The organism is Vibrio anguillarum (genome assembly GCF_001989995.2).
In the GTDB taxonomy this organism is placed as follows: domain Bacteria; phylum Pseudomonadota; class Gammaproteobacteria; order Enterobacterales; family Vibrionaceae; genus Vibrio; species Vibrio anguillarum.
The window spans coordinates 1-22109 of record NZ_JAHGUP010000095.1 but is presented as its reverse complement, the minus strand read 5'-3'; the positions used below and the strand labels follow the sequence as shown (position 1 = coordinate 22109).

General features: G+C 43.0%; 18 protein-coding genes and 1 pseudogene. 3 read left to right on the top strand and 16 right to left on the bottom strand.

All coding sequences use genetic code 11. The features are described from left to right. Positions 1-51: 51 nt before the first annotated feature. The 13 genes from PL85_RS16465 to PL85_RS16405 all read right to left on the bottom strand — a co-directional run bounded on the left by PL85_RS16465 (position 52) and on the right by PL85_RS16405 (position 14116). Positions 52-1746 (bottom strand): ATP-binding SpoIIE family protein phosphatase, encoded by a 1695-nt coding sequence (locus tag PL85_RS16465; RefSeq protein WP_115339959.1) that lies wholly within the window; start codon positions 1744-1746, stop codon positions 52-54. Positions 1747-1764: 18 nt separating this feature from the next. Further along, entirely contained in the window at positions 1765-2064 is a 300-nt protein-coding gene (locus PL85_RS16460) for an STAS domain-containing protein (protein WP_013868210.1), read from the bottom strand. Positions 2065-2075: 11 nt separating this feature from the next. Further along, positions 2076-3254, bottom strand: a complete 1179-nt coding sequence (locus PL85_RS16455; protein WP_115339960.1) for a methyl-accepting chemotaxis protein — start codon at positions 3252-3254, stop codon at positions 2076-2078. Positions 3255-3298: 44 nt separating this feature from the next. After that, the gene (locus PL85_RS16450) at positions 3299-4342 is read right to left on the bottom strand and encodes a protein-glutamate methylesterase/protein-glutamine glutaminase (RefSeq protein ID WP_017042334.1); all 1044 of its coding nucleotides are present in this window, start codon (positions 4340-4342) and stop codon (positions 3299-3301) included. Further along, on the bottom strand, positions 4339-4980 hold the full coding sequence (locus tag PL85_RS16445; RefSeq protein WP_017042333.1) for a chemotaxis protein CheD: 642 nt from the start codon (positions 4978-4980) through the stop codon (positions 4339-4341). The genes PL85_RS16450 and PL85_RS16445 overlap by 4 nt, the downstream gene beginning before the upstream one ends. Positions 4981-4990: 10 nt before the next feature. Continuing rightward, positions 4991-5851 (bottom strand): CheR family methyltransferase, encoded by an 861-nt coding sequence (locus tag PL85_RS16440; protein ID WP_017042332.1) that lies wholly within the window; start codon positions 5849-5851, stop codon positions 4991-4993. Beyond that, complete coding sequence (locus PL85_RS16435; protein WP_115339961.1) at positions 5836-7854, bottom strand: methyl-accepting chemotaxis protein; 2019 nt, start codon at positions 7852-7854, stop codon at positions 5836-5838. The genes PL85_RS16440 and PL85_RS16435 overlap by 16 nt, the downstream gene beginning before the upstream one ends. A 10-nt stretch (positions 7855-7864) precedes the next feature. Further along, on the bottom strand, positions 7865-8329 hold the full coding sequence (locus PL85_RS16430; protein WP_017042330.1) for a chemotaxis protein CheW: 465 nt from the start codon (positions 8327-8329) through the stop codon (positions 7865-7867). Continuing rightward, positions 8329-8859 carry a chemotaxis protein CheW gene (locus tag PL85_RS16425; protein ID WP_017044938.1) on the bottom strand — a complete coding sequence of 177 codons (531 nt, stop codon included), beginning with the start codon at positions 8857-8859 and terminating at the stop codon, positions 8329-8331. Before PL85_RS16425 ends, PL85_RS16430 begins: the two co-directional genes overlap by 1 nt. Before the next feature lie 21 nt (positions 8860-8880). Next, positions 8881-11037: a chemotaxis protein CheA gene (locus PL85_RS16420; RefSeq protein ID WP_115339962.1), complete on the bottom strand. Its 2157-nt coding sequence runs from the start codon at positions 11035-11037 to the stop codon at positions 8881-8883. A gap of 59 nt (positions 11038-11096) precedes the next feature. After that, entirely contained in the window at positions 11097-11456 is a 360-nt protein-coding gene (locus PL85_RS16415) for a response regulator (protein WP_026027193.1), read from the bottom strand. Positions 11457-11479: 23 nt separating this feature from the next. After that, positions 11480-11743, bottom strand: coding sequence for an STAS domain-containing protein (locus tag PL85_RS16410; protein WP_013868220.1), 264 nt, complete (start codon positions 11741-11743; stop codon positions 11480-11482). 309 nt (positions 11744-12052) lie between these two features. Then, positions 12053-14116, bottom strand: a complete 2064-nt coding sequence (locus PL85_RS16405) for a tRNA(Met) cytidine acetyltransferase TmcA (RefSeq protein WP_115339963.1) — start codon at positions 14114-14116, stop codon at positions 12053-12055. Positions 14117-14289: 173 nt separating this feature from the next. On the opposite strand from PL85_RS16405, the gene PL85_RS16400 reads away from it, so the two are divergent. After that, positions 14290-15324 (top strand): ABC transporter substrate-binding protein, encoded by a 1035-nt coding sequence (locus tag PL85_RS16400; RefSeq protein WP_115339964.1) that lies wholly within the window; start codon positions 14290-14292, stop codon positions 15322-15324. Between the two features lie 72 nt (positions 15325-15396). Here the strand turns inward: PL85_RS16400 and PL85_RS16395 are convergent, their stop codons facing one another. Next, positions 15397-16368: a ParB/RepB/Spo0J family partition protein gene (locus PL85_RS16395; RefSeq protein WP_096037213.1), complete on the bottom strand. Its 972-nt coding sequence runs from the start codon at positions 16366-16368 to the stop codon at positions 15397-15399. Positions 16369-16375: 7 nt separating this feature from the next. Further along, on the bottom strand, positions 16376-17593 hold the full coding sequence (locus PL85_RS16390; protein WP_026027506.1) for a ParA family protein: 1218 nt from the start codon (positions 17591-17593) through the stop codon (positions 16376-16378). Positions 17594-18822: 1229 nt separating this feature from the next. Between PL85_RS16390 and PL85_RS16385 the strand changes: the two genes are divergently transcribed. Then, positions 18823-20799: a replication initiator protein RctB domain-containing protein gene (locus PL85_RS16385; protein WP_017043500.1), complete on the top strand. Its 1977-nt coding sequence runs from the start codon at positions 18823-18825 to the stop codon at positions 20797-20799. 189 nt (positions 20800-20988) lie between these two features. On the opposite strand, the pseudogene PL85_RS16380 reads toward PL85_RS16385, so the two are convergent. Further along, positions 20989-21443: pseudogene (locus PL85_RS16380) on the bottom strand (transcriptional regulator). A gap of 354 nt (positions 21444-21797) precedes the next feature. Between PL85_RS16380 and PL85_RS16375 the strand changes: the two are divergent. Next, positions 21798-21995, top strand: coding sequence for a PA3496 family putative envelope integrity protein (locus PL85_RS16375; protein ID WP_017043498.1), 198 nt, complete (start codon positions 21798-21800; stop codon positions 21993-21995). Positions 21996-22109: the final 114 nt, after the last annotated feature.

Here is a 22109-nt window from a genome sequence, read left to right as displayed (position 1 = left end):
ACGAAAGAATGAGTTACGCAGAATTTTACAGTGTAAATAATCTGTTCAGTATTAAGACAATATCGGAAAATCATGTTTACTGTTAAAGGCGTAAGTCACCTTAACAGTGCAACCATCTTTTGAATATTCCAATGACTCACACAATTTAGAGACCAAAATAATCCCTCGACCGTGTGTACAGTTACCGTCTACAACCGTATGTTGGTAGTCAAAGCCTTCGCCATTATGCTCAAGTGAAAAGCTCAATTGTCCCACCGTTGGGTCATAATCAATGTCTAGTTTAATCCATAACGATTCATCTAACTCATCCATACACTCTTCACGTCGTTGGTAAAAAGTGAGAAATCCATCTGGGTCATCTTTTAGTGAAGAATTAAGTTTTAATAACCCATGCTCAATGGCATTAGCAAACAGTTCTGACAATACAGAGCAAACGAGGTCAAGATGCTCGCCACCACTGATAAAACCGCGAACAATGTTACGCATCTCGACCATAATTGAAATCTTTTTAAGAATTGAAGCAGGAAAAAAGAGATGGCTTTGCATTGGTATATGGCTAAGAAACTGTTTTTTTTGCGACGCTAATATTTCATTATTATTGGTAATTGGAAATGTCATTGAAAGAATTGAGAGGTCATCACCATGGCCACGATTGGAAAACTGGCATACTTCATCGTACAAATCTGAAATCTGAGTCTTACCGTTCCGTTGCAAAACTTGTTCGAGTCGCAACTGGCCAAATTGTTCCCCGTTTTCATTCATCGCTTCGGTAATACCGTCGGTATAACAGAGGATAGTTTGGTTAGGTTTTAATTTGAGATGAACTAAATTTACTTCAAATTCATCAGCATCCAGAACTCCCAACGGCATATGTGTGGAAACGAGACGACGAACGATGTTGCTTTCTTCATCCAGTAAATAACCATCAGGCAAACCACCTCCCCACCACGAAACCTCGAAGCCGTTGGCACGTATCTCAAATACACTGGCCGCAAGCATCATGCCAACAGGCAAAAACTTTACCAGCGCACTATTAAGTTCAGCGACCATTTCGCCAAGCGACATCCCTTTTTCTGCCATTGAAAAAAAAGTACGCGTAGCAGGGATCGTTGAAATCGCGGCAGGTAATCCATGCCCAGTAGCATCGGCGATCATGATGTAGACGCCACCATAGGGCCGGTTCGCCACAATGATGAGATCACCATTAAAAATGGTCGAAGGTGTGGAGATATAACTGATGCCATAGATATTGCTGACTTTTGCACTCATCTCCTCCATTAAGTTGGTGAAAATGGATTCGGCGATGGCGTAGTCATATTGTACTTGTTCGTTGAAATAATTGAGTTTATCTCGCTGTTGAGTAACTTCATTATGCATTTTCACAATACGGTAATGAGCCTGCACTTTAGCGAGCAGTACGCTTCGCTCTACTGGTTTAAGAATAAAATCATCGCCCAGCGATAAACAGCGTTCAAACGAATCATGATCATCAAGCACGGTCAAAAATATAATTGGGATATGGTGATTTGGAAAAGAGTCGCGGATCTCTTTTGCGGTGGTGAAACCATCTTTAACTGGCATCATCACATCTAACAAAATAACGTCGGGTAAGACGTCCATGACGAGCATCGCCTCAACAGCATCAGCACCATTTTCGAAGGTATCTATGTGCTCAACAATAGGCGATAAAATAAACCGACAGAGCTCTCTATTTGATTTATGGTCATCAACAATCGTTACGCGCATCGGCTCACTCCTTAAGCATTATTCGATACTAAATTTTTTATCAAATCGAGAAATCAGTAAGATTTTCCTTATTTGGGGTAAGGTATTGGTAATTCGGATCATGCCATCACTTTGCTCAAGATATTTCTGCATATTGAGCAGCATGCCAAGACCAGCACTGTCAATATAGTCCACCTTACGTAAATCAATGGTGAATCTAAAACCTCGATAGGGTGAATAACTATTACGAAATTCCTTAACTAGGTTAAAGCCAAAAGCACCATCAATCGCGATAGTAATGTGTTTCGCATTGCTATCTATTTCAGTTTCTATACTCATCGTACTCCCTCCTAGAAAAGCTCGACTTCGCCTTCGTCAATATTGGTTTGGATTGCGGCGGGACCGCTTCGATTGTGCAGACGCTCTGTCAATTGGTGAAGTTGTTCTACCCATGCTGCTTTGGTCATACTTTGTGTTAGTAAAGCGTTCAATAGCTCATTTGCTTCTTGCAAATAATCAATAGATGCATGCGCATAATCACTTTGTTGAACCACTATGTCAGCGAACTGAAGAGCTCGAACACCGTTACTCACTTGCTGGGTTAATTCTTGTCCTAACTCTTGAATTTTTTGCACTTCTTGCTCTATTTCTATATTCACTTGTTGGACACCACGTAGCATGTGGTCTACATTCTGTTTCGATTCAATGACGTGAGTCATGTCTATTGATGCCATATCGCCAACGGTTTTATTTGCTTGCTGTACCGTTTGTTGAGCAACATTAATCTCGGATTCAATTTGGGTATTCAGCGTTCTTGCTTTAACCGACAAATCACGTACCTCTTGAGCTACTACCGCGAAGCCTCGCCCCGCCTCGCCCGCTCGCGCTGCTTCAATCGCCGCATTCAGCGCCAATAAGTTGGTCTGTTCCGATAGGCTTCTCACTTGATTTAACAGTTTAAAGACCATATCCAATTTTTCTGACATGTCGTGAATGCTGTGTACCGCTGAAATACTTTTCTCCGAAATATCAATCAGAATTTGTACAAAGCCATCAATAATCGCTTCAGTCCTTGGCAGTACGGTGGTGAGATCATATTCGCTGCCTTGGTTTGCCAATAAGTTATTGACCAAGGTACTTGAGACATGACTCTGTTTTTGGCTGATATCTTGCAAGCCAAAAAATGCGTTATTTAATGTCTCTACTGAACCTTCAATCACGGTGTGCTGCATGGTTAAAGGGCTACTCACTTTAGGTAGCGTCTCTTTGAACAGTTTTTCAATACTCTGTAGATGTTGCTGCGTTTCAAGAGTGGACTCTTCTTTAACCTTATTGGGGTTGGCTTTAGCTTTGTTTTGTTCACTAAAATTCATAGACAATACTAGCCAAGGTATTGCTGCCGCAAAAATCATTAGCCCCATGTTCCATAAATTAGGGGAGTGAAGCATGACGGCAAAAAGGGCCATTAGCTGCAAAACTAAAGCTAAAATATATTTTGCTTTTGGTGTAACTGTTTTATTTATCATCACCCATTCCTTGCTTCTCTATGTTGAGCTTATGTAATGAGACAACACTAGCGATAGAGCTCATCACAAATCCATTGTGGTATGGCATTTAACGCTTTGATATTCTGTGTTGCGCCAATCTCTACTGCCGCTTTGGGCATTCCCCACACCACTGATGTTTTTTCGTCTTGAGCTAAAGTCAATGCACCACACAACTTCATTTTGAGCATGCCTTGCGCCCCATCTTTACCCATCCCGGTTAAGAGGATACCGATGGCTTTGTCTCCCACATTTTCAGCAACCGTATCAAACATCACATCTACTGAGGGTTTATGACGATTGACCGCAGGTCTATCGTCAACTTGACAGTAAAGGTGAGTGCCTTTTTTTATCACCATCAGATGCTTATCTCCGGGAGCAACATAAGCGCATCCATTCACTAAAGGCGCTTGATTAGCGGACAACTCTCTCACCTCTACGGCGCTACAAAGATTCAAACGCTCTGCAAAGGGGCGAGTAAACATCGCACTGATATGTTGAGTGATCACGATCGGTGGCAACCCTGCTGGTAAAACAGAGAATATGCTTTTTAATGCTTCTGTTCCGCCCGTTGAGGCTCCAATTGCGATCAACTGATAACGCGCCTCTTGGTGGCTAGCCGCTATCAGTTCGACCTGATTAACCGCCGCAGAATGATGCGATTGAACGACATTTGCCCCTGCCGCCATTTTTATTTTGTCGTTCACCAGCTCCCTATAACTTGCCATTTCAGCCGTGTTTTCGACCGATGGTTTAGGGAAGTAATCCACTGCACCAAGCTCTAATGCTTCTAACGTGGCTTGAGCGCCATGCTGGGTCAAGGTTGAAATCATCACTACCGGCATAGGGCGTAACCGCATAATATTTTTTAAAAATTGCACGCCATTCATTTTTGGCATTTCAATATCTAGCGTTAGCACATCAGGGTTGTGCTGCTTGATAAGCTCTCGGGCTTGGTAAGGATCTTGTGCCATTGCGACGACATCTAACATAGGGTCAGCATTAATCAGCTCGCAGAGCAGTGCTCTAAAAACGGGAGAATCATCGACAATCAGCACTTTGATTTTTTTCATTTAAATAGCTCCACATCATCACTCTCTTTATGCGCTTTACGATCCAACTGTGTGGCATAAACCTTTTCTTGAAAACTTAACCGGCTCACTTCGGTCAATGGAATTCTTTTTAGCCACACTTTACCTGTCATGGGTTCGAAAATGACTTTTCTCGGTTCGTCACCCCCCAAGTCACTGGCTTCGACAATAAGCCTTTCTTGCTCAACATAGTTTTTGATGAAATCTATGTTTTTCTGGCCAATCATGGCTTTAAAACCCAGCATTTGTGCTCCACCAAAGAGTTTTACTCGTAAGCGCTGACGCTCAGCCCCCATTTTGATCAACTGGTTAATCAGTAACTCCATTGCGTAACAACCATAACGAGAAGCCGTGGACTCAATTTCATCTGGATGCCAGTGATCAATTTGCGAATGCTGATCAAAAGGTAATAAAAAATGGTTCATCCCCCCGACTTTGGCCTCTTGGTCCCACATACAGGCGGTAACGCAAGAACCTAAACCGGTACAAATAACCTCTTGTTGCATCGTACAGTACAACCCACCGGGCAAAACCTTTACCCAATCCACTTTTTGTTGGGGATGATAAAATCGGCTGAAATTCCGATTGTCGGTTGCCAAATGCATCGCCAACGAGGTCATTAATTGTTCCTCATTTTTTCACGTAAATGGTGTGGCCGAGATGATGAAAAACATCAGCACAGCGCCCCACACTTTCTGAATGACCCAAAAATAAAATCCCATTCGGTTTCAACCATTCATAGAACCTTTCGATCAAAGCCTCCTGAGTGGGTTTATCAAAGTAGATCATCACGTTTCGGCACGAAATGAGGTCTAAATTCTTAGGTAGCGTCCAAGGAGATAATAAATTCAGTTGCTGAAAATGGACAAAACGTTGCAATTGACTGGCGATTTTTATTTTTCCCTGTTTGATACCGCGCCCTTTTACAAAGCACTTTTTAAGATAGTGCTGTGGAATAGTAACCACAGCCTCATCGGTATAAATGCCCGCTTGCGCATGTGCCAAAACCTGTGTGTCTAAATCTGTTGCGTAGATATCAACATTGTCCGCGAAATCAAATAAACCGCTGCTGTATAGCGACGCAATAAAGCTGTATGGCTCTTCACCACTAGAGCAGCCAGCAGACCAAATTTTAGGATGACGCACGCCCTGTGATCGCCACTCATCGAGCAGTACTTTTTCTAAAAACTCAAAGTGGTGATACTCGCGAAAAAACTGGGTTTTGTTAGTCGTTAACGCATTGATAAAGTGGATCCGCTCTTGCTCATTATGCTCAATAAGCTCCTTGTAATCACAGAAACGCTGAATCCCCCGTCGACGCATCTGACGGCTCAAACGGCCGTAAACCATCGCTCGCTTCGCATCCGACAAGTAAATGCCGGCCGTTTTGTGCATAAACCACTGGATGAATTTGAAATCCTTTACGGTGAGTTCAAATTCTTGGTCATTGTTCATCATGATTGGATGGCTATCTGTTAGAACTCTTCCCATTCATCTCCATCCTCATTGAGGTTGAGCCCAGAATTGGCAACGTTATTGGTGGCTTTAATGCCTGCCACTTTCTTGACCTTGGGTTTGGGTTGATGGGCGGAGATGGCTGTTCTTTTGGGCTCGAACGTTTTGATGTTGTCATCGGTGGTGAAATAGCTCATCAAGCTAATCAGCTCTTTCCCTTCATCTTTCAACGATTGGCTGGCCGCAGAGGTTTGTTCAACAAGAGAGGCATTTTGCTGCGTCATCTCATCCATGGCTGTAATTGCACGATTGATTTCGTCAATGCCCGTCGATTGTTCAATACTGGATGATGCAATTTGGGCGATGAGATCAGATACTTTTGCTACAGCGTCCACAATCTCATTCAATGTTGCTCCTGACTCATCAACTAAACGCGATCCCTCTTCTACTTTCTCAACACTATCTTTAATCAGCCCTTTAATCTCTTTCGCCGCTGCTGCGCTACGCTGCGCAAGGTTTCGAACCTCTCCAGCAACAACAGCAAATCCACGCCCTTGTTCTCCGGCTCTTGCCGCTTCTACCGCTGCGTTCAAAGCCAATAAATTGGTTTGAAAGGCTATCTCATCTATCACTCCAATAATATCGGCAATCTTCTTACTCGAACGATTAATTTCCGACATGGCCGAGATCGCTTGCCCCACCACTTCACCACCTTTACTGGCTTTTTTGGCAGCATCACTCGCTAGATCGTTCGCACCTTTGGCGTTATCTGCATTTTGGCGCACGGTCGCTGTCATCTCTTCCATACTCGCGGCCGTTTCTTCTAAATTGGATGCTTGAGCTTCCACCCGTTGGCTCAAATCATTATTGCCTTGCGCGATTTCTGTTGACGCCGTAGCCACTCTGGCAGAAGAAATGGTGATTTTTTCAACCATATCGCGCAGGTTAGCAATCGAGGTATTGACCGCATTTTGCAGTTGACCAAACTCACCTTGGCTGCCCTCTTCCATCTTGGTATTCAAATCGCCATCTGCCACTTTGCTCATGACGTCAATACACTGAGCCAGCGGTGAAACTAAGGTATCAAGCAAGTTATTAATCCCCTCGCCCAACTCCCGCATAAATCCGCTGTACACGGTGGTATCAATTCGTTCATTCAACTGCCCTGCGATCGCTTTTTGAATGAGGCTCTCTACTTGGTATTGACCATCTTGTTGTTCGGTAATATCGATCCATTGCAATGCAGGGCCAATATATTCCCCTTTGTGATTGTGCATCGCAATACAAGTTAAATTAAATTGCAGCGCCCCCACTTTGATGTTGGATGAAAATGGCAAACGATCAGGGTTGGCAATAATGCTACGTTGATGGCCCGGGTTTTTATGAAAGATATCGATATTTTGTCCGACCAGATTATTGACGTCAAAGCTTGTTAATACTGTCCTCAACTCACTTTCTCTTGTACGCATCAACTTGGTCAATGAAGGATTTAAGTATTGAATAATACCCTCTTTATCGGCCATCATTAGGTTGGTTGTCATCCCCTCGACTGCCGAAGCTAAGCGGCCAATTTCTTGCTCTTTTGCAATCTCTTGAGTGACATCACGCCACTCTAATGTGTTCCCGATATAAATACCGTCTTCATCAATAATGGCGCCAACATTAAGCTCGATCTTCACTCCTTTAATAGTAATCATGGTAGTGAAAGGCAAGTTGGCTGGATTCGACAACATTTGGCGTTGATGCTGTGGATTGACATGAAAACCATCAATGCAGTATCCAATCAATGACGACTCTTCTGCTTTAAAACCCGGCCATACGCTTTGAAAAAGCACTTCATGCTGCTTAAGTAAAATCAATGATTGCTTATTGAGATAGGTGATTTGAAAATCTCGGTTAATCATCATCAATGCGGTTTTTGCTGCATTAAGAGCAGAAAGAAGCTGCTGATTGGAGAGCCCTTCATTCTCATCGACCAATGGATCTTCTATCTGCTCAACAAATTTTTTTGGTTCTGGTTTGCGGTTCCAAAATGCCATGAGTATTCCCTCACAAAATAGCGTCTTCTACGAATGTCTGATTTAACCCAGGTACATCAAAAAGGGTCTCGATATTAATTAGGATCAAATGACCGTTAGCCACACTAGCAATTCCCTTCATAAATTGTGGTTCAACCGTGGTGGATAAGGCTGGTACAGGTTTTATCTCTTCAGCGGCTAAGTCATACACTTCTGAAACACCATCGACAATAATGCCGAGCGGATTGCGTTGCGCGTCATTCAAAACAATAACAACTGTCGTGGCCCCAATCTGTGCAGGTGGCAGATGAAAACGAATTCGAAGATCAACAATCGGTACATACTCACCACGGATATTGAGTAAGCCAACTAAGTAATCCGGGGCATTGGGTACAGAGCGCACATCACTCCAGCCGCGAACTTCTCGGACCTCAAGGATTGGCACAGCGTACTCATCGTTATCCAGCACGAAACTAAGGAACTCTTGTTTAGACATCAGGGTTCCTCACTCAGTATTCGGTGCATATCAAGGAGCCCTTGGGTATCGAGCAGTGACATGACCTCTTCGCCAACATTGAGCAAACCGAGCGAATACGCAGCGGCAGGTGTTTCCCCCACGGCAGGAAACAGCACATTATCTCCCTGGCCAATCACATCACTCACTGCATCAACGACTAAGCCCATAATACGAGGCCGCTCTTGTTGCAGGCTACGAAGTACCAACACCACAGTCGTGGGAAAGTAGCCACAAGCCTCCATACCAAATCGAAGGCGCAGATCGATAATAGGCACAATCATGCCGCGTAAATTAATCACACCTTTCACAAAGCTAGGCGCTCGAGGAATAGGCGTAGGTGGCTCCCATACTCGAATCTCTTCAACATCTTGAATTGCTACCCCGTACAACTCATTCGCTAACCGGAAACTCAGAAAATCGGCTTCACAGCTTCTTTCTTCATACACAGCATTCAAAACACTCTGTGTTTGATTCTCTTGTTGATGATTTGGTGAATAATCATATTCCATGGCTCTTCCCTGTCACCTTCACTAAGCGGCAATAATCTTGGGAGATAAACTTGAACGTCGATTTGAGTACGTGGCGATTAACCCTTGAATATCTAAAATGAGCGAAACGGAACCATCTCCCAAAATCGTAGCTCCTGATATGCCTGCCACTTTGCAGTAATTTGACTCCAAGCTCTTTATAACCACTTGCTGTTGGTCTAGTAGCTCATCAATCAATAAGCCAACGCGGCACCCAGCAGCTTCAACAAAGCAGAGTATTCTATCGGGCAAAGCACCACTTGATCCCATTTCCAGTTCATCTTGCAGACGTAAGATAGGAATGTTTTCGTCACGAAGCCGGTACAGCTCAACCCCACCGGCGGCATACTTCACATTAGCTAAGTTGATTTGAATAGATTCGATAATAGTGAGCAGTGGGATGATGTAAACTTCCCCGCCTACTTTGATCAATTGCCCATCGAGGATGGCTAAAGTGAGTGGTAAACAGATAGTGAAATGGCTGCCTTTACCTAACGTGGATTCAACATCAATATGCCCACCCAACTCTTCGATATTACGTTTTACAACATCCATACCGACGCCACGACCTGAAATATCAGACACTTGTTCTGCTGTTGAAAACCCTGCGGCAAAAATAAGGTTAAGGATCTGTTTGTCGGTGATCTCTTCACGCCATGTATCTTTAGGTAATACACCTTTTTCTAGCGCCTTTTGAAATATTCTTTCACAGTTGATCCCCGCGCCATCATCTTTCACTTCGATCACTATCGAGCCACCTTGATGATAAGCATGTAGTTCAATTGTGCCGATTTCTGGTTTGCCTTGTTCAAGGCGAATGTGTGGCTGCTCAATTCCGTGGTCAATACCATTTCTGACTAAATGAACCAATGGATCAACAATACGTTCAAGGACGGTTTTATCGAGCTCGGTGTGCTCGCCAATGATGTTCAGTTCTACTTTTTTTTCAAGTCGGCCGCACAAGTCTCGCACAAGGCGAGGAAAGCGGCTAAAAGCAAAGCTCATCGGCAGCATGCGAATATTGAGCACATTTTCTTGTAAATCTTTACTGTTTTGCAAAAGCTGAACTAGGCCTGCTTGCAACTTTTCTAATTTATCCATAGTGAAATCGTTGCCGATTTCGGTCAGCATTGATTGGGTGATAACAAGTTCCCCAACCAAATTAATCAAGCTGTCGACTTTCTCAATATCGACGCGAATAGAGCTTACGCTGGATTCTGCTTTCGCCACTTTGGGCGCAACAGCGGGCATAGACTCTATTGATTTTATGAGATCGATGGGTTTTATGAGATCAACTTGCTCTGCTGATTCGGTAGGGGGAACAGCGTTCGCATGAAACGTAGGTGGCGCCTCGGCCAAAGATTCCTTGCTCTCGCTGACCATATCTTGGGTCGTCGATTCTTGTACTAAAGGTTCAACAATTAAGTCACATTCATCTTCAACCCATTCAAAGATTTCGCGAATATCACTCTCTTGCACTTGGCTACTGAGAAAAATAGTCCAGCTTAAATAACAAAGCTCAGCCTCTATTTCCGCCAATTCGGGAAAGTGCTCAAGCTGAGCTTCCGCCCTGCACTGATCATCCAGTTCATAAAGCTCTCGCAGCAACCGAAGTGGATCATTACCACTGAAATAAAGTTCTCTATGCGGAGTAAAAACGACTTTCCAACCTAAGTGGTTCTCGTTGTCAGAAGCCTTTAAGAGCGATGACGTCTGTTCATCTTCGGCGTCAAGTGAGTGATGGTCTGCTAGTTCATGATCAACTGTTGAATTGTCGGCAAGTAAAGTATGCAATGACTGGCTGACTCTCTGCTGAAGCTCACTATCAACCTCACCGTGGCTCTCATGCCCCGCGAGCATATTGCGAATGCAATCACCGCTTTTCAGTAAAATGTCCACACTTTGAGCGGTGAGAGTTGATTTTTCGTTACGGACGAGGTCAAGATACGCTTCGACAGAGTGGGTAAATTCACTGATATCCAGTAAACTAAAGGTCGCAGCGCCACCTTTAATCGAATGGGCAGCCCGAAAAATGGTATTAATAGTCTCTTTCTCAACCTGATTAGGGTCAAGATTAAGCAGTACATTTTCAAGCACTTCAAGATTTTCACGACACTCTTCGTAAAACATCTTGCGCAACAGTTCCATGTCTAAAGCCATAGCTCTTCCTGCCAGTTAACGTCGTTTAACGAATGAAGCTTTTAATAAAATACGGTGTTCTATATGACCCGTTTTAGTGTTTTCAATAGCGTCTCAGGGTTGAAAGGTTTAACCAACCATCCTGTAGCTCCAGCGAGTTTTCCTTCTTGTTTCTTTTCCATACTCGTTTCGGTGGTTAGCATCAAAATAGGAATAAACTTATATTGAGCATTACCACGTATTGCTTTAACTAACTCAAAACCACCCATCACTGGCATATTGACGTCAGAAATAACAACATCAAATTTGGTTTGTTGTGCCTTACGTAATGCATCACTTCCATCAGTAGCGGTTTCAACGTCATAGCCTGCATCTTTCAATGTATGGCTTAGCATTTGACGAATTGAAACCGAATCATCAACCGCGAGGATCTTTGTCATAGCCCCTTCCTTGCAAAATCTCATTACTCTGCGAACAAGCTTTCTAAAGCCAGTAGCGCAATACCTTCATTGAGCGTGTTTGTTGCGTTAACTAAAGTGATCTCAATTCCAGCTCGCTCTGCTGTCATAAACAAAGAAGCAAGCAGTTGTAGACCGGCAGCATCCACGCTATTGACTCGTGATGCATCGATTGTTAAAGGAGGAGTTAGGCTTAGCCATTGAAGATAATTTGCTTTGGAATCTAGTACCGTTGAAATTTCCAAAGACTCCGCCAACAAAAGATCCATATCTCATCCTTACGTGCTATTTATATTCTATTTTTTAGGAGAACACCTGACTTTGAGTGTAGGAGGGAATACTCATTAAGCAAATGATTGAACACGTTAGGAACAAAAATAAAAACCTCACAATAAGGGGGACCGTATGGTTAACTCATTAATATGGTTTGGATTTTTTTATTCTGTGACTAGAACAAAAAAATCCTACTCTTAAGACGTAAGTAGTAGGACTTTTTTGTCATATGACAAGCACAGTACACCTGGAGAAAGTGTCTGCTCTTACATTATTCACGCTTTACACTGTAAATTGGCTGCAGTTCATTGCGTTGAATGATCAACTTTACAGTGTAAATCATCTAATAGTCGATTAAGGTCATGACGGAGGGTAGCCTCAATCATTTTCCGTCCAGTGAGGTTTAATTGACTGGCACACTCTTGCCAGCTTTTCTTTTGCAACACTTTGACAATAAGTACATCAGATAACAGTGATAGAGCAGCTTTATCCAATGAAGTAATTAGCCGATGAATCCATACACTCACACTCTCATAATCCGCACCGCCTTGTGCGTAACAACGCAGCAATGAATAAGGTAGGAAATTAACTTCATTTGAATCCGCGCATGCGACACGATCTCGGACTAATGACAAGATGGTACGAACCAAAGCCGGCTCTAAACTTTGCAAAGAATCAGATAGCGAGAAAATGAAATGCTGTTCGAAAATCTGTTCTGCCCGAGTTAACCAATCCAATTTTTTCGCTTGAACCATGATTAAGGAAAAACAGCCACTCGCACTGTCTCTGTGGCTCCCTAGTTTTATCGGAACAAATTGGTTCTTAGCCCAAAAAGCCATTAAATCGCTCGTTACGCCAAAACTCGTCGCTAAATAGTCGGCATCATTTTCCAGCATGCACGCTTCAATCAAGCGGCTGCCCAACCCTTGATTTTGTAATTCGGGATGAACTGCAATACGCATGATGCGCTGACAAACACTCTGCGCTGCCTGCGTAATACCAACTTGATTAGCTAAGCAGACTGGAACAAGATGGCCTTTAGGGCGTCGTTTTCCTCGTTGGATCTCTTCCACTAAAGCGTTGCAAAGCCCACCTTCACGTACTGTCAGCAAACAACCGACACAAACCTCGCCTACCATTGCAGCAACTAGCTGAACTTTATCGTCCGCTAAAAAATGAAATAGATCGTTTGGTGATGTCTGGTAATGAGCATTCACTAATAACGAAAAAATAGCGGCTAAGCGTGTCGGGTTGGCAATGAGTTGAGCCTTATCCAGATGCTCAATTTTAAGTGTCGCTAACTGTTCTGATGTCATCGTCGGCGATGTCGCTAAATCATAGCGAAGGAGGAAAGTATCGTAATGCCACGCTTCTAACGGATCATCCTGACGCCAACGGATCGGCTGATCTAAATGGAGAGTTCGAGTCCCAGCTCGATGGTGTGCTAACCAAGTTTGAAACTTAAGCGTGAACCCTCTCCCACACCCTTCGTAGCCATGAATGGTGGTAGAGAAGACCGCACGATGATAGTGTTCAACCCAGTTTTTTAACATTGATAAAGGCAGCGCGGCCGCTTCATCTACCAATAGGAGATCACACTGTGGCCGATGCAAAATCAGCTCATCCGGTGCCACAAACGTCAATGACGAGTTTTGCCAAGTAAGGGATTGTCTGGTGACGTGAGCGCCTGCTAAACCTTTAGCCGCATGTTCAAATATCGGCGCTACGGCATGGATTGAGGGTGCCGTGACCACAATATCTAATGAACGAGACGCCATCAATTTAGCCGCAGCAATACCAAGCGCACTGCTTTTCCCTCGTCCCCGATCGGCAGTGAGAACCAATGGTCGCTTGCGATGCCCATCCATCACACGAAGAATTGCTGAAACCGCATCAACTTGCTGTTCATAAATCGGTGATTGAGAACTGACTCGTGGATAAACGGGTAAAGGAGGGCAGGGTTGATTCTGCTCTATAACAACGAGCTGCTCGAACGCTCGCGTTAACCAGCGCTCAGCAAAAGAGTCGTTACGCTGAGGGGCTTCAATGATCAACAGCAACCCACCACCGACCAATGAACCCAGCGCAGCACTGAAACTGTTCGCATCAAAACCGTGGTAATTGTCACAAATAAGTAAATGGCATTCTTGACCAAGAAACTGCTGCCCTTTGTTGAAGGGGGCATAACGAACGCATGGTAACGGTTCTCCGCCTAACTGAAATATGGCTTGCCCCTCATTTTTTGCGAGAAAATGCATAAGCACGTGTTGTTGCCATTGAGGCTCACCACGGATTAATAGCCCCATACGCCATAGGCTATTCTCAGCCTGCACCATTAAATCATCTAAATAAGCCGCTATCATGTTCATATTTACGCCACCTCGCTGAAACGCAATGGTAGCACAGCCGCTATAATCACTGTGCGTCGTTAAAAATATTTTTCTTTACGACAAATTATATTTGCTTTAATCGTGACCATTTTTAACTAATTATTCACCTACACCCCAGTACATTTCTGGGCTATTTAAGGAATTCAAATGCAATGAAAACTTTCATCAAAGGATTGGTTTTGACAGCAGTTCTAGCCTCTTCACACGTAAGCGCGGACAACAAAATACTCAACGTTTATGCATGGGGAGGATATCTTCCAGAAAAATCCCTCAAGCAGTTTGAGCAGCAGGAAGGGGTAACGATTAACTATTCGACCTTTGAAAATAACGAGTCAATGTATACCAAGCTCAAGTTGCTCAAAGGTGGCGGTTATGATGTGGTTTTTGCCTCAGCGTATTTCATTGAAAAAATGGGACGTGAAGGGTTACTAACCGAGCTGGATCATGCACAAATCCCGAACATGAAAGATGCCATGCCTTCACTACTCGGCCAAGCACACGATCCCAAAAATAGTTATTCCCTGCCCTATATTTGGGGGATCACTGGCCTCAGCTATAACGAAGCATTAGTACCAGAAGGTATCTCTCGCTGGGCTGATTTGTGGGATAAGAAATATAGCCAACAAGTGATGTTGATTGACGATATTCGCGATGTCTTTGGTATGGCGCTGATCTTAAATGGCTTCAGTATTAATACAAAAAATGAAAAAGAGATTGAAAAAGCCTACCAATCATTGGTCGCGTTAAAAGATAATGTACTGTTGTATAACTCTGATGCGCCACATGTGCCTTATGTCTCAGGTGAAGCAGCGTTAGGGATGCAATGGAACGGGAATGCCTACCAAGGCCAAGTTGAGATGCCAGAGCTAAAATTTGTAATGCCGGAAGAAGGCGCAGTCTTGTGGATGGATAACTTTACTATTCCATCAGGAAGCAACAACAAAGCGTTGGCGAATAAATTCATCAACTTCATGTATCAAGCAGAGAACCAAGCTGAGATTGTGAATAGCTTAGGTTATGCATCGGCAACAAAAAGCGGCCGAGCGTTGCTTCCAGCAGAACTTCGCGACAATCCAACAATTTTTCCAGCCGATGAAGATATGGCTAAAGGAGAATTCATTAATGATGTTGGGCCTGAAGCGCTCGCTATCTACGAAAAATACTGGCAGCGTTTAAGAAATCAATAGATTCGAACTGAATAGACTTAGTTACTAAAAAACCCGCCGTGGCGGGTTTTTTATTCTTTACATGATGGATGCTTAATCAAGCTTAGATTGGATAAAATCTAATATTTCTTGCACCGTAGCATCATCCACCTTTTTCAAATTAAGCGCTAAATTACTGCCTTTACGACTGTAACTTACGCGGCCTTTGATCAGATCAATTTTTACATGCTCAGAGCGCTTAGGTGGCAACAACTCTTGTATCCAAGACTCAATTGTCTCTGTGACTTCTTTCGTCAATCGGGCAACACCTTGTACGCTACTACGCTGCCAAACAAATCCATCTTCAGATTGACACTTTTCCAACAAATTTGCTTGTTGCTTTGCATCGAGTTCATTAAATTGTTTATGCAATTTAACTATGGTTGGACGACCTAATTCAACCACATTTGGATAAGCTTGCAACAGCTCAAGTGGCAAAGCCGCTGCTTTTAGAGCACCACTTACTAGGGCCTCACTGCACTGAAATATCTTGGCTAAAGCTTTTTGGTCTTCCGCTTCACCGTTATCCAGCTTCGCTTGCATCTCTTTACCCTTCTCATAAAGAGAAAGCGGCTTGTGCGCGTTTGCCACATCCGAAAGAAACTTCGCATGTTCCGAGTTTATGTCTTCAGCGACATAAACCAAAAATTCTTTACCCGCCAAGATACAAGACATTCGACGACGGCTGCCATCAAGGACTTCAATTTTGCCCCCAGCGGTTTTACGACCAACCGCAGGATATTGCTGACCACGCTCGCGTAATGTACTCAATACATCAGATAGAGCATGCTCATTCAGAAAAGCTTGTTCACGCGCATTCTGCGTAAAAACAATCGTCTTTTCCGCTACTTGATCAGCGGGAATCCTGACCAGTTCGAAAGTGACTAACTCTTCTCCCGCAACCGCCAATTCGATGATTTGCGCTTGTTCTTTCGCTGCCGTTTGGGCTTCTTGCGGGGTGGTTGCACGTCGCTTATTCGCTTTACCAAACAGTTTCGCATTTAGTTCAGACGTTTTAATTGCCATGTTTTACTTACCCCTGATTTAGTGATGACCAATGACTGTGAAGCACTCGCTCAAGCTCCAGTGCACTTTTTTGCACAGCGTCTTGCGCAGTCGCTAGCGTCTTTTTACCACCTTCAAAATCGCTGGTGGTGAGATCAAAAACGGTGCTGTAGGTGTCAGCACAGGTTTCAAATGCTCGGCTACGCGGAATCGTCGCCATCATGACTTGATCACCCAACAGGTAATTCATTTCCGTTAATACCGAGACTTGCTTTTTATTATCATCTTCAAACATCGTCGGCATCAAACGTACAAATTCTAACCCTTTCCAATCTTCTGGAAACATTTCATAAACCGTAGGAAGGTGTTGAAAGAAATTGACGGTTGACGCCCAATCTAATCGCTTAGCCGCGCACGGGATCAGCAATGCATTGGAAGCATACATTGCATTCCATACCAATGGATCAACGTGTGGGCCAGTATCAATCATAATGATGTCAAAATCATCGCCAATCTTATCGATAAGTTTCTCTTTCAGCAGTCGAACAATATCAAGCGATTGGTTTTGCGAAAGATACTGCCACGCTTCTGCGTTAAACATTGCATCTTCAGGAAATGCAGAGATGGTTTTTAAATTGGGATATTGGGTTGGTAACATCACGTTCTTATGTAAGAACGCCTTGTCCACTTCAGTGTCTTCAGGCACGTTGTCTAACATAATATCAACGGCAGAATAGATATTACTGTGCTCTGATAAACTGATTTGCGGGTTGAGAAATAACCGTAATGAGCCTTGCGGATCTAAGTCAATCAAGCAGATACGGTAACGCTGATCCAAATTCAGGGCGAGGCACGCCGCCAGATGGACAGCCGTCATTGATTTACCTGTCCCCCCCTTTTGGTTCTGAACATTGATGACCCAAGGCTTATGATCACCATGCTTTTTCCTTTGGTGGAATTTAGGCACACCAGCGGCATCCATGAGCATATGGGCTTCCGCTAAAGAAATTGAATAGTGATTTGCATTGTTTTTAGTAAATTGATGGCCAGCTTGTTCCATTTTGGAAATGGCATCATCTAGCTTACGGCGTGTTAAGCCTGAACGAGTTTCCATTAACGCTTTTGACATCGCTGGGAAATGGTCATCACTACGTTCTTCTAAAACAATTTCAATTCGGTCAGCTTGCACCTGTTGAGTTTGCTCGGCGAGCTGGTAGAGATTCGCTATGGTTTGTTCTCTTTTCATTGCCAAATTCCATAATAAGTACCTAACGCAGATTGTACAGCAAACAATTTAATACTCAACAAAAAGGTGAACATTCACTTTTGGGTTAATATCACAATAAATAGAAAAATATATCGGAATTTAATGAATTGACCTCATTATGGTCATCGTTTTTCCTTAAATAATAGCTAACGTAGTCCATTATTTATTTGAACATTTAAAGTATTACAACGTAACTTATTTACATTGTAAATAAGCTTAAAATACCCGGAACGATTAGAGGAGCAGCATAATTTACGGTATGTGTCATTTGGAATGATGTTCCCCCGGCAGATCAATTAAATAATCGTAGAACATGAATAATAATAACTAGAGCGACAGGGCAGGGGAAACTTATCCTTTTCGTCAGGGGAGCAGGACGCATGATCAAGGCTAACATGATGATCATGCGTCCGAAGAGATCCCTCGCCACAGGAACAATGATCAAGAGGAATTAGCGCCTTCCTTATCGGCAAATAATCAGAAAACAAATGGATCTTCATCGGATCAATGATCAAGTGTGATTTAAGCTCGGAAGCATGTAAAAATAGCGCATAATTACGGGTGATTGCAGATGGAGTAGGGGCTGAGCAAGATACCTAGTACATAACAAGTAAAATTTAAAACACACCAAATAACAAAACCTTCTTCAATACGCTCTTGATCATGCTTTCGACACACTCTCACTCCTTATAATAGAAGCCGTTAAAAGAGTTATTTGTCATTTCAATTCGTGTTTATGCCAAAATCGACTTTGAAAGAACATTTAATGCACTTCCTTGATCATCTTTCCAAAGAAAAACCAAGCCCATATTCTTCATCTAGCTCAAATAAAATAATCACTTCAACTCATCATGTGGATAAGTTGTGCATGAACCATGATCATGCTTTAAGAAAGTGTTTGATCATTGATTCACTCGTCTGATGATCATCGTTCGGAATGTGATTGATCATGCTTTCTTCTCTACAATGATCATGTTTTCAGTTTTCTATGATCATGCTTCTGAAGGGGATTTTTTTTTCTCCTTATAAAACAATCAACTAGGCTGCTCATTAAGGCCTGATCATTAGATCATATAAGCAATATAGATCAGAATAATCAAAAAGATCAGTTATTTAAAAGCAATAAGTTTTTCTTTATTTATGATCTCTTTTTCTTTATTCTATTGGAACTATAGCGATATTACGGCTAGTGTGATACGGATCTAATAATGAACGCAGACGAAAAAATATTGATCAAAGCACCAAGGAGCCACAAAGATGGGCATCTTTTTGAAGTTTCAGAAACTGCTGTTGATTGGGTTGATCAATACCAACATTTTAAAGGTGTTACCAAAAGTATCGTTGAACTTCTTAACCTGATCTCATTAAGAGGTTTCCGCAGCCAAGATGGGTTAGTCTCAACAACAGAGTTAATTGAAGCAACCGATGGCCAATTGACCAGAGCGGCTATTCAGCAACGGCTGCGTGCTGCAGTAAGTATTGGTTTATTTAAACAGATCCCGGTGAGATTTGAAGAAGGTTTAGCTGGCAAGACAATGCTGCATAAATTTGTTAACCCAAATAAGCTCATCTCTGTGCTTGGTTCAACCAGTCTGGTAACTGAATCAGTAAAACAGACAGAAAAACGCAAGCGTTCAAAAGCGCTGGCTCAAACTCAGGTCAATAAGCGTTTGTTGACAGAACATGGGCTAAATATTCCACCAGCGATGAAAGACGAAGCGGATCAGTTTGTGGTTTCACCCACCAATTGGGCTGGGATCATTGATCAAGCATTAGCTCCACCGAGAACTCGTAAAAGCTACCAGAAATCAATGGTGTCGATTTCTGGTACCCGTGCGATCATTGAAACTCGTTCTTCTAAAAATATCATGACAGTCGATGATCTAATGACACTGTTTGCACTGTTCACCTTAACGGTGCAATACCACGATCATCACCAAGAAGATTACCAACTTAATACCAAACACACACCGAATAAAACCCCATTGTACATTACTGACATTTTGTCGCTTCGCGGTAAAAAAGATAGTGGCCCAGCAAGAGATTCTATTCGCGATAGTATTGATCGGATTGAATTTACAGACTTCCAACTACATGAGTTAACAGGCCGTTGGCTGAGTGAAAACATGCCAGAAGGATTTAAGAGTGATCGTTTTCGGTTCCTAGCAAGAACGATCACCGCTTCTGAAGAAGCGCCAACGGAAGGCGCTGATGGTGAAATTAGGATCAAACCTAATTTGTACATTTTGGTGTGGGAGCCTTCATTCTACGAAGAGTTACTCACTCGCGATTACTTTTTCTTGTTTCCACCAGAGATCCTAAAGCAACATACGTTGGTCTTCCAACTCTACTCCTATTTCCGCAGTCGCATGTCGCGTCGCCATACCGACAGCATGCTACTGAGTGAATTGAACCAAAAGTTGGCCCGTAATATCGAATGGCGTCGTTTTTCGATGGATCTTGTCCGTGAGCTAAAACGATTATCGGAAGGAAAGGGCAGCGATTCGTTATTTGTCGTGAATCTTTGGGGCTATCATTTGACGGTCACCACACTGGTGGATAAAGAAAAAGTGATGGATTACCAAGTCGACATTAAGTGCGATGTGGAAGAAGTCCTGCGCTACTCGCGCGCTCGTACCACCAATGCAGGCAAACGCAACATGGCTCCAACGTTGCCTAACCCACTGCGCAATGAGATGGTTTCTAAGCAAAAACTAGAAGAGCTTTCTGAGATCATTGATGGTGAATTTGAACCGATTCAACGTAAAGCACCGTCTCCAAAGGGTAAGCTAGGACGAAGAGTCAAGCAGCGCAAACACCTAGTAGAGATCAATGCCGATGAAATTACGATTACCTTATCTAAATATACCTCTCCAGAGGCCCTAGAACGCAGTATAACGGCGTTATCAGCAATGACTGGGCATCCACCATCCTCCATCAAGGAAGAGTGTACAGAGCTGATTGATAAGCTGGATTGGCTGAGGGTTGGAAATGAGGCGATCTCTTATGAGACGTTAAGTAAATTGATCGAGCTCTATAACACGAAAAACGAGAATAAACATTTATCGATCGAACGTTTGATCTCGGGTCTCGCGGTACGCCGCAAAGTGTGCAAGCAAGTGTACGAGGGGCATTTAGATGAATCCGTATTCCGGGCACTTGATGAAGTCGCTATTGGTATTTAAAAGGTATTTAAAACCAATTTACAACACAACCTTGACATGTAGCTGACATTTTGTTTTAGAAGGTTCGTTAGTATAGAAAACGAATAGACAACCTTTTGTCATATCTGATGAATTAATAGATTGGCTCATATATGTTTTTAGCGAGTTATATAACTCGCTATTTTTTTATCTGTTGATCCTTGCAATCAATTAATACCCTCGCTTTATACCTTGATCATCGTTCCACGCGTAATATGCAAGAAATCGAACATGAGCATCAATTAAACTTCGGGATAAGGCCTCATCAACGTGCTGTTGGTTGAGATGCTCCAAACTCAGTACCATCAACTGCTGCATCCGTTTTATACACCAAGATTTTAACTCAAGTTCACTACTCGGCTCCGAGACACAACGCTGAAAACGAGCGTAACAAGCTGCAGATATTGGAAGGCAAGCTCACCGTCAATGAGCTTGTAGTACTCATATTGGCGCAGGCAAGCATCAAGCCAACAAGCAATTGCTTTACTTTGATCATCACTCAGATCCGGCCCCCAGATCTCTTGTGGAGCATTAAGGATCAGAGGTTGTAATTGAGCCACCTGATCATAGCGCTTGTTCAGATGCCATTGATGGATCTCGGTTAACCAGTCGTGAAGCTTACACATCGCGTCTTACCTACAACTTTAAATGTATTAGCTACAGTCTGGTGCATTTCAAGCTTATTTGCCAAACAGAAATGGGGAACCATGTGCTAAAAATCAGCACATTGAAAGAGCGTGGGGTAGGGGGGCTGCGACAGTATGCAACAGAATAAAATGAGCGCTAAAACGCTTGAATTCATGTATGCAATATTTAAATTTAGCCTCGTCTAGCAAGGTTGGCAAAGTAATATTAATAGTTTTAAAAATAAGGTTTCTAAACCATCGCCAAAATCACAATATGGACGAAATATGCTTAACAAATCAAATGTCGTTTGCTACAGATTACATGTCCCTTACGTGGTTTGTTCGGAGGTAACAATGTCCATAAATTCTATTGACCATGACGAAATGACTGATATTGCAAATAAGTGGGACTTCACGGAAGAAGTAGAAACTCAAAAACCAGTTAAAAACCTTAAATCAGCCGAAGCTCGCCGTCGTATTGAAGCATTAAGAGAGATTCGAGAAAGTGGTTTAACCATTGAAGAAGCGAAGGAGCTAGGCATACTTCACTGACGAGTTCTCACCATTAATCTCCTAAGGGTGGTGCATAGCCCTGTCTCTTATACACAAATCCCCAAGCCTCTGCTTGGGGATTTTTTTGAACTAATTTTATGTTTCATGATCTGA